This window comes from Cupriavidus sp. 96C5-1 (assembly GCF_057798855.1).
The window spans coordinates 132302-146590 of the sequence record NZ_JBYOJU010000009.1; the positions used below are offsets into that span (position 1 = coordinate 132302).

General features: G+C 69.6%; 17 protein-coding genes. 12 read left to right on the forward strand and 5 right to left on the reverse strand.

Going from position 1 to position 14289, the window contains the following annotated elements:
* Positions 1-13: 13 nt before the first annotated feature.
* Complete coding sequence (locus AC3FOF_RS13315) at positions 14-856, forward strand: hypothetical protein (RefSeq protein WP_488726855.1); 843 nt, start codon at positions 14-16, stop codon at positions 854-856.
* Positions 857-889: 33 nt separating this feature from the next.
* Here the strand turns inward: AC3FOF_RS13315 and AC3FOF_RS13320 are convergent, their stop codons facing one another.
* Complete coding sequence (locus AC3FOF_RS13320; protein ID WP_276266893.1) at positions 890-1525, reverse strand: GNAT family N-acetyltransferase; 636 nt, start codon at positions 1523-1525, stop codon at positions 890-892.
* A 189-nt stretch (positions 1526-1714) separates the two neighbouring features.
* Between AC3FOF_RS13320 and AC3FOF_RS13325 the strand changes: the two genes are divergently transcribed.
* Together AC3FOF_RS13325 and arsC are read left to right on the forward strand one after the other, a co-directional pair.
* Complete coding sequence (locus AC3FOF_RS13325) at positions 1715-2623, forward strand: LysR family transcriptional regulator (protein ID WP_488726856.1); 909 nt, start codon at positions 1715-1717, stop codon at positions 2621-2623.
* Between the two features lie 153 nt (positions 2624-2776).
* Positions 2777-3136, forward strand: coding sequence for an arsenate reductase (glutaredoxin) (arsC, locus tag AC3FOF_RS13330; protein ID WP_017226370.1), 360 nt, complete (start codon positions 2777-2779; stop codon positions 3134-3136).
* A gap of 112 nt (positions 3137-3248) precedes the next feature.
* On the opposite strand, the gene AC3FOF_RS13335 is transcribed toward arsC, so the two are convergent.
* The 3 genes from AC3FOF_RS13335 to AC3FOF_RS13345 form a co-directional block, all read right to left on the reverse strand.
* Positions 3249-3476 carry a hypothetical protein gene (locus tag AC3FOF_RS13335; RefSeq protein WP_017226369.1) on the reverse strand — a complete coding sequence of 76 codons (228 nt, stop codon included), beginning with the start codon at positions 3474-3476 and terminating at the stop codon, positions 3249-3251.
* A gap of 181 nt (positions 3477-3657) precedes the next feature.
* Entirely contained in the window at positions 3658-4305 is a 648-nt protein-coding gene (locus AC3FOF_RS13340; RefSeq protein ID WP_488726857.1) for an exonuclease, read from the reverse strand.
* 37 nt (positions 4306-4342) lie between these two features.
* Positions 4343-4993: an MBL fold metallo-hydrolase gene (locus AC3FOF_RS13345; protein WP_017226367.1), complete on the reverse strand. Its 651-nt coding sequence runs from the start codon at positions 4991-4993 to the stop codon at positions 4343-4345.
* Between the two features lie 328 nt (positions 4994-5321).
* On the opposite strand from AC3FOF_RS13345, the gene AC3FOF_RS13350 reads away from it, so the two are divergent.
* The gene (locus tag AC3FOF_RS13350; protein ID WP_488726858.1) at positions 5322-6137 is read left to right on the forward strand and encodes a septal ring lytic transglycosylase RlpA family protein; all 816 of its coding nucleotides are present in this window, start codon (positions 5322-5324) and stop codon (positions 6135-6137) included.
* Positions 6138-6244: 107 nt separating this feature from the next.
* Here AC3FOF_RS13350 and rsmI read toward each other — a convergent pair whose 3' ends face one another.
* Positions 6245-7171, reverse strand: a complete 927-nt coding sequence (gene rsmI, locus AC3FOF_RS13355; protein WP_488726859.1) for a 16S rRNA (cytidine(1402)-2'-O)-methyltransferase — start codon at positions 7169-7171, stop codon at positions 6245-6247.
* Between the two features lie 39 nt (positions 7172-7210).
* Between rsmI and AC3FOF_RS13360 the strand changes: the two genes are divergently transcribed.
* The 8 genes from AC3FOF_RS13360 (at position 7211) to AC3FOF_RS13395 (ending at position 14265) form a co-directional block, all read left to right on the forward strand.
* The gene (locus AC3FOF_RS13360; RefSeq protein WP_276266913.1) at positions 7211-7579 is read left to right on the forward strand and encodes a YraN family protein; all 369 of its coding nucleotides are present in this window, start codon (positions 7211-7213) and stop codon (positions 7577-7579) included.
* 126 nt (positions 7580-7705) lie between these two features.
* The gene (locus tag AC3FOF_RS13365) at positions 7706-8293 is read left to right on the forward strand and encodes a phosphoheptose isomerase (RefSeq protein WP_035813315.1); all 588 of its coding nucleotides are present in this window, start codon (positions 7706-7708) and stop codon (positions 8291-8293) included.
* A gap of 83 nt (positions 8294-8376) precedes the next feature.
* Positions 8377-9204 (forward strand): BON domain-containing protein, encoded by an 828-nt coding sequence (locus AC3FOF_RS13370; RefSeq protein ID WP_488726860.1) that lies wholly within the window; start codon positions 8377-8379, stop codon positions 9202-9204.
* Positions 9205-9568: 364 nt separating this feature from the next.
* Positions 9569-9895, forward strand: coding sequence for a c-type cytochrome (locus AC3FOF_RS13375; RefSeq protein ID WP_276268180.1), 327 nt, complete (start codon positions 9569-9571; stop codon positions 9893-9895).
* Between the two features lie 29 nt (positions 9896-9924).
* Complete coding sequence (locus tag AC3FOF_RS13380) at positions 9925-11193, forward strand: FCSD flavin-binding domain-containing protein (protein ID WP_488726861.1); 1269 nt, start codon at positions 9925-9927, stop codon at positions 11191-11193.
* A 122-nt stretch (positions 11194-11315) separates the two neighbouring features.
* A complete protein-coding gene (locus tag AC3FOF_RS13385) occupies positions 11316-11732 on the forward strand; it encodes an ArsR/SmtB family transcription factor (RefSeq protein WP_035817385.1) in 417 nt (138 codons plus the stop codon).
* Between the two features lie 135 nt (positions 11733-11867).
* The gene (soxC, locus tag AC3FOF_RS13390) at positions 11868-13241 is read left to right on the forward strand and encodes a sulfite dehydrogenase (protein ID WP_488726862.1); all 1374 of its coding nucleotides are present in this window, start codon (positions 11868-11870) and stop codon (positions 13239-13241) included.
* The gene (locus tag AC3FOF_RS13395; RefSeq protein WP_488726863.1) at positions 13225-14265 is read left to right on the forward strand and encodes a c-type cytochrome; all 1041 of its coding nucleotides are present in this window, start codon (positions 13225-13227) and stop codon (positions 14263-14265) included. The genes soxC and AC3FOF_RS13395 overlap by 17 nt, the downstream gene beginning before the upstream one ends.
* Positions 14266-14289: the final 24 nt, after the last annotated feature.

Genomic DNA, 14289 nt, shown 5'->3' on the forward strand with positions numbered 1-14289 from the left:
AATGCCGCCGCTCATGCCGTCACACGCGTCCCGCCGCGCCAAGCCCCGCTCCCCCCTGCCGACCCCCGAGCCGCTTGCCAGGCGGCGCGTGCTGGCAACCCTTGCCGACCGCTTCTTTATCCGTTGCCATGTCGCGCTGATCGCGCTCTGGGGGCTGGCCATCGGCATGCTGGCCAGCAAGCTGCTGTGGATGGCCGGCATCGATACCCTGCCGCTGCGCTACGGCCTCGCCACGGTGGCGGCCTATCTCGGCTTCCTGCTCGGCGTGCGCTGCTGGCTGATCTATGTGGGCCTGTCGTCCTGCCTGGCACAGCCGCGCCGCAACGAGGCGGGCAACAAGAACACGAGCAACGTGGAACTGCCCGATATTTCCATGCCCGGCTTTGGCGGCTCCGGCAGCGCGGGAGGACGCGCCGGCCCGCTGCCGGCCTCCGGCCGGGGCGGCACCTTCGACGGCGGCGGCGCGTCCGGCAACTTCACGCTCGACGATGCGGCGCCCCTGTCCGATGCCGGCGGGAGCGCCGGAGAAGCGCTTGAGGCAGCCGGCGATGCCGGCGACGCACTGGGTCTGATCCTGCTGGTGCTGGGGCTGCTCGCGGCGGCAGTGCTCGGCGCCTTCTACCTGGTCTCCCAGGGGCCGCTGCTACTGGCCGAGGTCGCCTTCGAGGCGTTGCTGGCCGGGGGCATGGTGAAAGTGGCGCGGCGCGCCGACCAGGCCAGCTGGCTGCTGGCGGCCTGGCGCCGCTCGATCCTGCCCGCGCTGATCGTCGGCGCGCTGGCGGTCGGGCTGGGTTTTGCACTCGAACACTGGTTTCCTGGCAAAGAGAGCCTGGTGCAGGTGCTGCATCGGCAATAGGCACGCGGGATCCGGCGTGCCGGCATCCGGAGCCTACGGCCTGGCCGCACGCTCCGCAGGCAGCGTCTCGTCGCCGTCCCCCAGCGCACGCTGCATCAGCACCGTATCGATCCACTGCCCGTGCTTGAAGCCCACGGACTGCAGCCGGCCGATGGTGCGGAAACCCACCCGCTCATGCAGCGCCAGCGAGCCCGCGCCTTCGCCGCTGGCGGTGCAGGCCACCACCGCCACCATCTGCCGCCACGGGCCGCTCTCACAGCGCGACACCAGCGCTGCCAGCAAGGCCAGCCCCAGCCCCTGGCCGCGGTAGCGGTCATCGATATAGACCGAATCCTCGATGGCGAAGCGGTAGGCGCTGCGCGTCCGGTACGCAGAGGCATAGGCATAGCCGAGCACCTGGTCACCGCGCGCGGCCACCAGGTAAGGCAGGCCCTGCCGCTTCACCTCGGCATGGCGCAGGCGCATATCGTCCACGCCCGGCTCGACTTCCTCGAACGACGCGCGGCCATGGCGCACATGGTGCGCATAGATGGCCTGGATGGCGGGCATGTCCGTGGCGACGGCATCGCGGATCGACGGGCTGGCGCAGGCTTGCACCGCGGCGGTGGCAGTGGCCACGGCCAGCGGTGTGGCGGAGGCGGCGGAGAGCGTGGCGAGAGAGGCTTTCATGGTGCTGGCGCGGCGGGCGGTCGAGGGCAGGTGGAACGGATCAAGGCAAGCGGGGGCAGAACAATGGCAAAGCGGGCCTGCGGCGGATTTCCCCGTCAAGAGCGCGGGGCCGATGCCACAACCTTACCCCGCCTCGATGCTATAAAGGAAGCTTCGCTGACTTATGCAAAGCATAAGAAATTCTTTGCCATGCGCAACCTGAATCCGGATTTCCTGCAGGCCTTTGCCCTGGTCTGCGAGCTGGGCAGCTTCTCCGCGGCGGCCGAACGGCTCGGCCTGAGCCAACCAGCGGTCAGCCTGCAGGTGCGCCAGCTTGAGCAGCGCTACGGGCTGCGCCTGCTGGAGCGGGTGGGGCGGCATGTGCTCCCCACCGCTGCCGGCGACGACCTGCTGGCCCACGCGCGCGGCGTGGCCGGAGCGCTGGCCGCGGCCGACGACAGCATGGCGCGCCATGCCGGCGGGGTGGTGGGGCGGGTCCGGCTGGGCACCGGCGCCACCGCCTGTATCTACCTGCTGCCGGCGGTATTGCGCGACCTGCGCCGCGCCATGCCGGCGCTGGAGATCGTGGTCAGCACGGAAAACACCGGCGACGCGCTCAAGGCAGTGGAAGACAATGCGCTGGATCTGGCCTTCGTCACGCTGCCGGCCAGCGGCCGGATGTTCGACATCACGCCCGTGCTGGACGACCCCTTCGTCGCCATCGGGCCTCCCGATGACGACGATCCGCTGCCGGCCATCGTGTCGCCCGCCGATCTGGCCGGCCGGCCGCTGGTGCTGTTCTCGCCGGGCGGCAATACGCGCCGGCTGGTGGACGAATGGTTCCTGCGCGCCGGCGTCAGCGCGCGCCCGGTGATGGAGCTCGACAGCGTCGAGGCGATCAAGGAACTGGTCGGCGCCGGCCTGGGATACTCGGTGCTGCCCGGCATGGCGCTGCCGCCCGGCGCATTGCCGCCCCCCCAGCGGGCGCGCCTCGCGGTACGTCCGCTGGCCCCGCCGCTGGCGCGCACGCTGGCGCTGGTGCTGCGCCACGACAAGCCGCTGCGCGCCGGCCTGCGCGCCACCGTGGCCGCCTTGCTGCGGCTGGCGCCGGCCGCGTGAAGCCGCGCGCCACCCCTGCCAGGCTGGCACGGCGGCTTGTATAGTGCGGATTTGAACCTGGGGCGGGATCTGACCGGCGGGCCATCGCCACGCCGGCGCAGGCCCGGGCCGCTCGCTGCATGGTTACAGCGCTACAGAACAAGGAGTACCGCCATGATCACCATCTATCACAACCCCCGCTGCTCGAAGTCGCGCGAAACCCTGGCGCTGGTCGAGGCCGCCGCCGCCCGGCTGGGCGAGCCGCTCGAGATCGTGGAATACCTGAAGACACCGCCTACGCTGGCCACGCTCAAGCGGCTGCACACCATGCTGGGCGTGCCCGTGCGCGAGATGGTGCGCGACAACGAGGCGCCCTACAAGGAGTTGGGGCTGGCCGACCCGGGCCTGACCGATGCCGAGGTCCTGGGCGCGGTGGCCGACCATCCCATCCTGCTGCAGCGCCCGGTGGTGGTACGCGATCGCCGCGCCGCCATCGGCCGGCCGCCCGAGAACGTGGCACCGTTGCTGGCCTGAGCCGCAGCCCTGGCACTGCTTCATGGAAACCGGCGGCCCCAGATAAAACCGGCCCCTACGCAAGGTAGGGGCCGGCCCGGTCAGACAGACTGAATTGCTTCAGGCGGATCGTCTAAGGAACACCCAGCCAGTGCATGGCCTCCTGACCGAAAGCGATGGCCGCCAGGATCACCAGCAAGACCACCAGCGTCACCACGCTGACATACACCGTGGCCTTGGCGACCTCGGCGTCTTCCTGCAGGGAGTGCGGGTGCGAGGGCTCGCGCCGCGAATGCGCTACATGCGGCCAGTGCAGGCGGCCGGCGATTTGCTTGAGGTGCAGGTCGGGATGGAAACGCATGGTCGACACCTCCTGGGCGTGGCACGCGCCAGCCGGGCACGCGAGGCCGTATATGGCATGGCAGCGCGGCAGCCCGCATCTCGGGTTGGTACGTCGCCATATACGCTTTAACTATAGCCGGCGCGGCGCAGGATGCGAGCCCGACGCAAGCGGGCAGGGCGGCGAATCCCGCCAGGCCGGCTCAGCTTCCGCCTGCCGGATGCGAGCCGTCGCTTTCGGCGGCGGCTTGCGCGGCGGCCAGCGAGGCTTCCCGCGCGCGCAGCTCGGCGAGCATATTGCAGAACAGCGCGCCCTGTTCCAGCGCATCGTCCAGCGCCACATGGGTGTGCGGCAGCGGATCCTTCCACGCGGCCGGCAGCGCGGGTTTGACGGTCTTGCGGTACGGCAGCCCGGTCAGGGCGAAACCGAGCGTTTTGATGTCGAGCGCGGCCCAGCCAAACGGCGAGCGGCCGGCAAAGCGCATCATGTACCAGAACATCCAGGTGAAATCGAAGCCCGCCGGGAAGGCCACGAAGACCGGTTTGCCGGGCAGGCTTTCCACCCAGTCCACATAGCGCACCATGGCCTGCGCCGGCGGCTCCAGGTTTTGGCGGCAGGCCGTCCAGGCTTGCGGCTGGGTTTGCCACCACTGCATCTGCGCCGGATGCCCCGCCGCGCCCGGCAGCGTTTCCAGGTTGGCCGAGAACGTGCTCACCACGGTCTTGTCCGCCAACATGGCGGCGGACGCGAACGACAGCATGGAATGCGGCCCGGGGATCGGGCCGTCGGCTTCCACATCGGTGCTGACATAGATCTCGGGACGGGTGTCGGGAGCCTGTCGTTTGGCCATGGCGTGTCTTGTTCTTCCAATAGGAGGAGGGCGGGATTCAGCCTGCGTCGACCAGGTGGTCCGCCACGTACGGGTTGTGCTTGCGCTCCTCGCCGAAGGTCGAGACCGGGCCATGGCCAGGGACGAAGGTGACGTCTTCGCCCAGCGGCCACAAATGGGTGCGGATCGAGCGGATCAGGTCAGCGTGGTTGCCGCGCGGGAAATCGGTCCGGCCGATCGAGCCGGCGAACAGCACATCGCCCACGATGGCGAAGCGGTGGGCGCGCGAGAAAAACACCACGTGGCCCGGCGTATGGCCAGGGCAGTGGTAGACCTCCAGCGTTTCGCTGCCGAACTGCACGGTGTCGCCCGTGTCCAGCCAGCGCTGCGGCTCGAATATCTCGGCATGGCCAAAGCCAAAGCGGCGCGTCTGCTCCGGCAACTGCTCGATCCAGAAGCGTTCGTCCTGGTGCGGCCCCTCGATCGGGATGCCAAGTTCACGCGCCAGCGACGCCGCCCCGGCGCAATGATCCACATGCCCGTGCGTAAGCAGGATCTTTTCCAGGGTCACGCCGTGCTCCTTGACCGCGGCGTGGATGCGGTCGAGGTCCCCACCGGGATCGGTTACCGCGGCGCGGCCGGTGGTCTCGTCGATCAGCAGCGCGCAGTTCTGCTGGAAGGGCGTCACGGGAATCAGGAGGACTTGCATGGAGCGTTGAGGGCCAAAGAGAGGGACGAAGAGGGACGAAGAAGCCGGGTGCCTGAATAAGCACAGACAAGAGCGAAGGCACACGCCGTAACGCGATGAGACATCCGGAACAGTGCTGGCATTGTAGCGTCGGGCATGGCGGGGCGCGCCGCACCAACGTGCCTCCGCAAAGCTGCAGGCATGCCCGGCATCACACCGTCAAAGCCTTGCCAGGACTGGCTCCGCGCCCCGCCGCCGCCGATTCGGGTACGCCTTTTGCGGCTTGTTACAGACAATTCGTAACAAAATCAAGGCCATAGCTCCAACTACCTGATGCTAGACTCGCGCGATGTCTAGGTTACCCCCCCACTTTCCCCGCCCCGGGCGGATCCTGCGCCTGTGCGTGCACGCCACGTGCGCGCTGGCCCTGGCCGCCTGCGCAATCCCCCCGGGCGGCGAATCACAGGAGGGCGTGCCCACCGCAGCCACGCCTGCGGCGCGGGCCAGGCAGCCCAAGCCCGCCAGCGTGGCCAAGGGCGAGAAGGGCCACGGCAAGGACGGCGAAACCAGGCGCGATGCGCCGGAACAAGCCCAGAAGGATGGCGGCAATGGCTGGGGCCTGTTCCGCTGGGGCAACGATTCGCTGGGCGAAGGCGCCACCAGCCAGGGCTCGCTCGAGGGCCTGCGCCCCGACCTGGGCTCCTTCGAGCAGCGCGGCGTCGCCTCCTGGTATGGCAAGGGCTTCCATGGCCGCAGGACCGCCAACGGCGAGCGCTTCGACATGCGCGCGATGACCGCGGCGCATCCCTCGCTGCCGCTCGATAGCTGGGTGCTGGTGCGCAATCTGCGCAACGACAAGGTGGCGGTGGTACGCATCAACGACCGCGGGCCCTATCACAGCAACCGCGTACTCGATGTTTCATATGGTGCCGCCCGGCAGCTCGGCTTTAGCGAGCGCGGCTCGACCCAGGTGGAGATCCGCCGCCTGTCGCGCTCCGAGGTTGCCGCGCTGAATCCGCAGATGTCCCCGGGCGGGGACGATGCCGGGGACGGCGGCGACGATGCCCTGACCGCAACGGATCTGGCCGAGAACACCTCCAAGCCGGCCCGGCGCAGCCAGGCCCGCAAGACGCGCAAATCGGCGCCCAGGCGCAAGAGCCGCTGAGCCGGGCGCGGGCCGTGCAGGCATGCCGGGCTCATGTCCTCGCCAGCTTACCGGCCTGCCTGGACGCTGGCCCGGTCGCCGGCGCCTTCCCCATGGCGCGGCGCCGCTTATTCCTCCCCGGCCTGGTCGCCGGCCCCGTCCCCGGCGCGCTGTGCCAGCGCCAGCTTGTAGAGGGCGTCGGTCGGGGCGCCGGTAATGGCGGAAGCCAGCTTGGCAGCCCGCTTGGCCGGCAGCTCGGCCAGCAGCAGCGCCAGCACCTGCTGGGCGCGGGCATCGGGCTGGCCGGCATCCTGCGCCGCGGCCGGCGCGCCTTCCACCACCAGCACGAATTCGCCCTTGGCGCGGGAAGGATCGGCGGCCAGCCAGGCCGGCGCTTCGCCGACGGCCAGCACCGGCGTCTGCTCGAACAGCTTGGTGAGTTCGCGCCCGATCAGCAGCCGCCGGCCAGGTGGCAGCGCGGCGGCCAGCGCCGCCAGCGTATCGGCGATGCGGTGCGGCGCCTCGTAGACCACCCAGGCATGGTCCAGCGTGGCCAGCGCGGCGATGGCTTCGGCGCGGGCGCGTGCCTTGGGCGGCAGGAAGCCGGCGAAGGTGAAACGCCCGCCACCGCTGTCCAGCATCTCGCCCGCGACCGACAAGGCGGCCACCGCGGCGCTCGGGCCGGGCAGCGGCACCACCGCGTGGCCCGCGGCGCGCGCCGCTTCCACCAGCCGCGCACCGGGATCGGAGATGCCAGGCGTGCCGGCATCGGACACATAGGCGATACGCTCGCCCGCGGCCAGCCGTTCGTTGATGCGCACCGCCGCTTCACGCTCGTTGTGCTCGTGCACGGCCAGCAGCGGGCGATGCAGGCCCACGCGCGCGAGCAGCTGGCCGGTGTTGCGGGTGTCCTCGCAGGCGACCGCATCGGCCAGGCCGAGCACATGCAAGGCGCGCAGCGAAAGATCGGCCACGTTGCCGATCGGGGTTGCCACCACATACAGGGTACCGGGCGGGTAGGACTGGCCGGCTGCCAGGGAGATCCAGTCAGTCATGCTTGAGAACTTCCGTTGAATCCATCATTCAAATCCACGATGTCGCCCGCGCAGGCGCGGGGAGCCCGCGCCGAGGCGCGCGCGCTGGCCTACCTGGAGGGGCAGGGCCTGGCGCTGGTGGTCCGCAATTATCGCTGCAAAGGCGGCGAGATCGACCTGATCATGCGCGCGGCCGACGGCACCCTGGTCTTTGTGGAGGTGCGGCAGCGCGCCAGCCGTGCCTTTGGCGGTGCCGCGGCCAGTGTCACGCCGGCCAAGCAGCGGCGCATCCTGCTGGCGGCGCAGCACTACCTGGCAGTGCAGGCGGGGCCGGGCGGCGAGCCGCGCTGCCGGCTGGATGTGGTGGCGCTGGAGCCGGGCCGGCTCGAGTGGATTCGCGATGCCTTCGACGCCGGCGCCGGGCCATGAAAAGCGCGTGGCAATGTCGCGGCAAGGCCATGCGGAGAAGAGCAAGGCAGCCCCGGCGCCTGCGTCATAATGCGCAGTATCTTGCGGCACGCGCCGCGTTTGGACAACAAGAAGGCCAATCGAGCCATGCATATCGATAGCATCCAGCAACACTTCCTTGACAGTGCCGAGACCAAGCGCCAGGCCGCGCCGGTGATGGCGCCCCATATCGCTGCGGCGATCGAGCGCATGGTGGGCGCGCTCACCAGCGGCAACAAGATCCTCGTGTGCGGCAACGGCGGCTCGGCCTCCGATGCCCAGCGCTTCGCGGCCGAACTGATCGGCCGCTTCGAGCGCGAGCGCCCTGGCCTGGCGGCCATTGCGCTGACCACCGACAGTTCGATCCTCACGGCCATCGGCAACGACTACGATTTCAGCGTGGTGTTCTCCAAGCAGGTGGAAGCCCTCGGCCAGCCCGGCGACGTGCTGCTCGCCATCTCCACCTCCGGCAACTCCGCCAACGTGATCGCCGCGGTGATGGCCGCCAAACAGCGCGACATGAGCGTGGTGGCGCTGACCGGCAAGGGCGGCGGCGAGCTGGCCCGCCTGCTCGACGAGTTCGACGTCAGCCTGTGCGTGCCGAGCGAGCGCACCGCGCGCATCCAGGAGGTGCACCTGCTGACCCTGCATTGCCTGTGCGACGGCATCGACGAGGCGCTGCTGGGCGAGGGCTGAGCCCGCCCCAGCAGTGCCGCGCGGTGCCGCCGCCTCCCGCCACCCCGTTTCCATTTTCGTCTCACCGCTACAGCAAGGACCACATGACGACTCTGCCCAACCTGCGTGAATCCCGCGCCGCCCGGCCGGCCGGGCGCCTGGCCCGCCTGGCACGTACCGCTACCACGGTGGCAGCGCTGACGGTGGTAGCCACACAGCTCGCCGGCTGCTTCCCGGTGATCGCCGCCGGCATGGCCAGCGGCGTGACCGTGGCCACCGACCGCCGGCCCACCGCCACCCAGACCATCGACCGCGGCCTGCAGCTCGAGGCCGAAAGCACCATCAACTCGCGCTACAACGACCAGGCCCGCGTGAGCGTGACGGTCTTCAACCGCAAGGTACTGCTGACCGGCGAGGCCAAGGACAACGCCATCAAGCAGCAGATCGACCAGTACGTGCGCGGCCTGCCCAATGCCCGCGAGGTCATCGACGAACTGGAGATCCTGTCCTCGCCCTCGTTCGCCACCCGCAGCGAGGATGCCTTCATCACCAGCAAGGTCAAGACGATGCTGGTCACCGCCGAAGGCGTGCCTTCGAACTCAATCAAGGTCACCACCGAGAAGGGCGTGGTCTACCTGCTGGGCGTGGTTACCCCGGCCGAGGGCGACCGCGCCACCGATGTCGCGCGCAATGCCAGCGGCGTCGCCAAGGTGGTCAAGGCGTTCGACTATGTGAGCGAAACCGAGCGCGCCAGGCTCGATGCCGGCGCTACCGGGCGGACCACGACGGCGACCGACAGCGCGTCCGGCACGCCCGCGCCGGTGCAGCAGGCACCGGCCGCCCCGGACGCCGCACCCGGCGCCACCACCAGCCCGGTGACGTCGCCGGTGGCATCGCCCGTGGCACTGCCGCCGGGCCGCAACCTGCCCTGAACCGCGGGCGCGGAGCCGAGCCCCGCGCTTGCCGGCCGGCACGCCGGCGCAGGACGGCAAGGCGTACCCGTTGCAGCGGCCGGCCTCGCCGTGCCGGCCCCTGAGCAGCCCGATGCAAGCTGCCTTGGTGCCAGGTTCCTGCCTTGTTTCCACTTGTTTCCCACCGTTTTTCATCCCTCGCAGCCCGTCAGGCGCTGCAGTCAGCGCAGTTCGATCTGAGGATTTTGCATCACATCCGCCTGCGCCGATGTGTTAGGGTTGGCACGCCTTCGCGGTGCATCCGGCGCGGGCCTGCGCGGTTGCTGCGCAGCAACGCCGCCCGGGCTGGTACTGGCATCCCCGGCGGCACCCTGGAGCGAACGCCATGAACCCGATCCCCACGCTGGCCGCATTGGCGGCCCTCGCGCTGCTGGCCTTGCCCTGCGGCGTACGCGCGCAAGCGCCCGACACCACCGTGCTCCAGGCGCGCAACTGGGCCGCCGCCTGCTTCGGCTGTCACGGCCCTGCCGGCCGCGCTCCCAAGGGGAGCGTGGTGCCGGCCCTGGCCGGGCGAGCCAGCACCGACCTGATCCGGCAAATGCAGGAATTCAAGCAGGGCAGGCGCGAGGCCACCGTGATGCAGCAGATCGCCAGGGGCTATAGCGACCGGCAGATCGAGGCCATCGCGGGCTGGTTCGCCACCGTCCGCTGACCTGGCCACCCGCCAAGGAGAGACTTCCCATGCAAAGACGCGAATTTCTCGGCGCGCTGGCCGGCACGGCCCTGTTCGGCACGCTCGGCGCGAATGCGATCGGCGCCACCCGCGGGGCAAAGGTGGTGGTGGTAGGCGGCGGCTATGGCGGCGCCACCGCCGCGCGCTACCTGCGCGAATGGAGCGGACAGGGCATCGAGGTCACGCTGGTGGAGCCCTGCGCCAGCTTTGTCTCCTGCCCGCTTTCCAACCTGGTCCTGGCCGGCGGCAAGACCATCGGCGACATTACCCTGTCCTACGAGATGCTGGCAGCGCGCCACGGCGTCAGCGTGGTGCGCGACCGCGTCACCGCGATCGACCCGGTGCGGCGCGTGGTGCGCCTCGGCGGCGGCGGCGCGCTGCCCTACGACAGGCTGGTGCTGTCTCCCGGGGTGGACGTGCTCTCGGGCGAGATCCCCGGGCTCGCCCGGCCCGGCGCAGAGCAGATCCTCCATGCCTGGAAGGCAGGCCCGCAGACCGTGGGCCTGCGCCGGCAGCTCGAGGCCATGCCGGACGGCGGCACCTTTGCCATCACCATTCCGCTTGCCCCGTATCGCTGCCCGCCCGGCCCCTATGAGCGCGCCTGCCTGGTCGCGGACTATTTCAAGCAAGCCAAGCCCCGCAGCAAGGTGCTGATCCTCGACGCCAATCCCGACGTCACCTCCAAAGGCGCGCTGTTCAAGCAGGTCTGGGCCACACGCTACCAGGGCATGATCGAGTACCGGCCGCAATACAACACCGTCGACGTGGACCCCGCCACGCGCACGCTCAAGTTCGAGGTACAGGACGACGAGCGCGCCGACGTGCTCAACGTGCTGCCGCCGCAGCGCGCCGGCGCCATTGCGGTGGCAAGCGGGCTGGCCACCGCCAATGGCCGCTGGTGCGAAGTCGACTTCCTCACCTTCGAGTCGAAGGCCGCGCCGGATATCCACGTGCTCGGCGACGCCATCCAGATCGCCCCGCTGATGCCCAAGTCCGGCCATATGGCCAACCAGCACGGCAAGGTGGCCGCAGCCGCCATCGTGTCGTTGCTGGCCGGGCAGGCGCCGAACCCCGAGCCGCTGTACAACAACACCTGCTACAGCTTTACTTCGGGGCGCGAAGCGATCCACGTCGCCAGCGTGCATCGCTACGATGCCGCGCAACAGACCATGGTCACGGTGGCCGGCGCAGGAGGACTGTCAGCGGCACCGAACGCGCTGGAAGCCACTTATGCACAGGCGTGGGCGGATGCGATCTGGAGCGATATGCTGGGCTGAAGGCATATCGCAACACCGCGCGGTGACGTGCAAGGCGCGCAATGTGGATGCGCCTTGCATAGGCTCCCGCGATAGCAGGCCGGCACCAGTTCGGCTGCGCCGCACAAAGGGGTAAACACTATATGCGCAATTACGCATATACGAATATATTGAACGGCATGGACGAGATGGATCGCGTGTTCGAGAAGGTGTCGGGGTATTTCAGCCTGCTGGCGGAGCCCACCAGGCTGAAGATCCTGCACGCGCTGTGCGATGGCGAAAAACCGGTGGGCACCGTGGTGGAGACGGTGGGATCGTCGCAGACCAATGTCTCCAGGCATCTCACGGCGATGTACCGCGCAGGCGTGCTGTCACGCCGCAAGGAAGCCAACCTGGTCTTCTACGCGATCGAGGACGAGAGCGTGGTGGAGCTGTGCCGCACGGTCTGCGTGCAGGTGGCCAGCCGGCTGGAGGAGAGCGCCTTGCCCGTGGGCATGGTCGACCGCTTCATGCCGCAGCCAGCCCCCGCGCCGCGCCGCCGCGCCCGCCAAGGCCGCTAAGGCAAGGCGGACGGCGGCACCGGCTCCACGCTCGCACGCAGGTTTTACGGCGGCGGTCCGCATGCGCGGACGCCGGCCGACAACAGGCTGGCCGACGGCACTTGCTGCCGGACGAGCGAGCCGGAGGAGACCGCAGTGCCGGACCAGAGCCGCCCTGGGCGCATCGTGCGTGCGCCGGAGCATTTCGTCAGCGCATCGCTGCAGCGGGACATCGCGCAGCACGGCCTGGGCGCGCCGGACAGCCCGCGCCGTGCTTTCCTGCGCCAGAGCTTCCTGGGCGCCGCGACCGCGCTTGCCGCCGGCGCTGTGGGCAGGGCGCGCGGCGCGGATACCGCACCCGCAGGCGACGGCGACGAAGCCATCCTCAAGCCGCAACCCTGGGCCACCACGCTTGGCCAGCCGGTTGCCGCGCATCCCTACGGCCAGCCTTCCGCTTACGAGAAGAACCTTGTGCGCCGCGAGTCGCCGGGGCTGACGCGGGTGTCCGCCGCCTCCGTGGCCTTCGCGCCGCTGCAGGGTTTCTTCGGCATCATCACGCCCAACGGACTGCATTTCGAGCGCCACCACCAGGGCTGGCAGGATATCGATCCGGCCCGCCACCGCCTGATGATCAATGGCATGGTGAAGGCGCCGCGCGTCTACACCATGGACGACCTGATGCGGCTGCCGGCGGTATCGCGCATGCACTTCATCGAATGCGGCGCCAACACCGGCATGGAGTGGGGCAACGTGGCGGTGCCCACCGTGCAATACACGCACGGCATGTTGTCGTGCTGCGAGTTCACCGGCGTGCCGCTCAAGGTCCTGCTCGACGACGCCGGCGCGGACTTCCGGCGCGGGCGCTATCTGCTCGCCGAAGGCGGCGACGGTTCGGGCATGACACGCACCATCCCGATGGCGCTGGCCGACGAGATCATCGTCGCCTGGGGCATGAACGGCGAGATGCTGCGTCCCGAGAACGGCTATCCGCTGCGGCTGGTGGTGCCTGGCGTGCAGGGCGTGTCGTGGGTCAAGTGGCTGCGCCGGCTGGAGCTGGGCGACCAGCCGTGGAATACCAAGGACGAGACCGTGCACTACGTCGACATGATGCCCGACGGCATGCTGCGCCAGTACACCTCGATCCAGGAATGCAAGTCGGTCATCACCACGCCCTCGGGCGGGCAGCAGATGGTGGGGCGCGGTTTCTACAACGTCAGCGGGCTGGCCTGGTCCGGGCGCGGGCGGGTCAAGCGGGTCGATGTGTCCGTCGACGGCGGGCGCAACTGGCGCAGCGCGCGGCTGGAGACGCCGGTGCTCTCCAAATGCCTGACACGTTTCAACCTGGACTGGGTCTGGGACGGCGCCCCCGCGATCCTGCAAAGCCGCGCCATCGACGAGACCGGCTATGTGCAGCCTCGGCTGGCGCAATTGCGCGCGGTGCGCGGCTCGCGTTCGATCTACCACAACAATGCCATCCAGAGCTGGCAGGTATCCGACAGCGGCGAGGTCTCCAATGTCCACGTGGATTGAGGGCGCGCGCGCAGGGCTAATGGCTGCCGGCATGGCGCTGCTGGCCGCGCAGGCCAGTGCCGCTTCGCCGGCCGAAACCGCGCGCGCCGCGCTGGGCCGCACAGCCACCCCGGCCGAGGTCCGTGCCTGGGATATCGACGTACGGCCGGATTTCCAGGGCTTGCCCAAGGGCAGCGGCACGGTGTCGCAGGGGCAGGCCGTCTGGGATGCCAAATGCGCCTCCTGCCACGGCGACTTCGGCGAATCCAACGAGGTGTTCTCGCCCATCGTCGGCGGCACCACCGCCGAGGACATCAAACGCGGACGGGTGGCCTCGCTGACCGGCAACCAGCCGTACCGCACCACGCTGATGAAGGTCAGCACCGTCAGCACGCTGTGGGACTACATCCATCGCGCGATGCCGTGGAGCGCGCCGCGCAGCCTGTCGCCCGGCGAGGTCTATGCGGTCACGGCCTACCTGCTCAACCTGGGCGATATCGTGCCGGCGGACTTCACCTTGTCGGACGACAATATTGCCGCGGTGCAACAGAAGATGCCCAACCGCAATGGCATGACCCTGGAACACGGCCTGTGGCCGGGGCGCGGCCAGCCGGATACGCGCAACGCAGCCTGCATGAAGGATTGTGCCGCCACGGTGAAGGTGGTGTCGGCCATGCCGGCCTATGCCCGCGACGCCCACGGCGACCTGGCAGCGCAGCAGCGCACCTTCGGGCCCACGCGGGGCGTGGCAACCGGCGGCACAGCCAGCGCGCCCGCGGCCGCCGGCCCGGCCGAAGCGGCGGGGGCGAAGCTGGCTGGCCAGTACCAGTGCACGGCCTGCCACGCGGCGGACAGCAAGCGGGTGGGGCCCAGCTTTGCCGACATCGCGCGCAAATACCGGGGCCAGGAGGCGCACGACGCGCTGGCCCGCAAGATCAGGGCGGGCGGGCAGGGCGCCTGGGGCAGCATCCCGATGCCGCCGCAAGGGCAGATTCCCGATTCCGACCTGCGCACCGTGGTGGGGTGGATTCTTGAGGCAAAATAGCGGACTGGCCGCCGCCATGCCCCG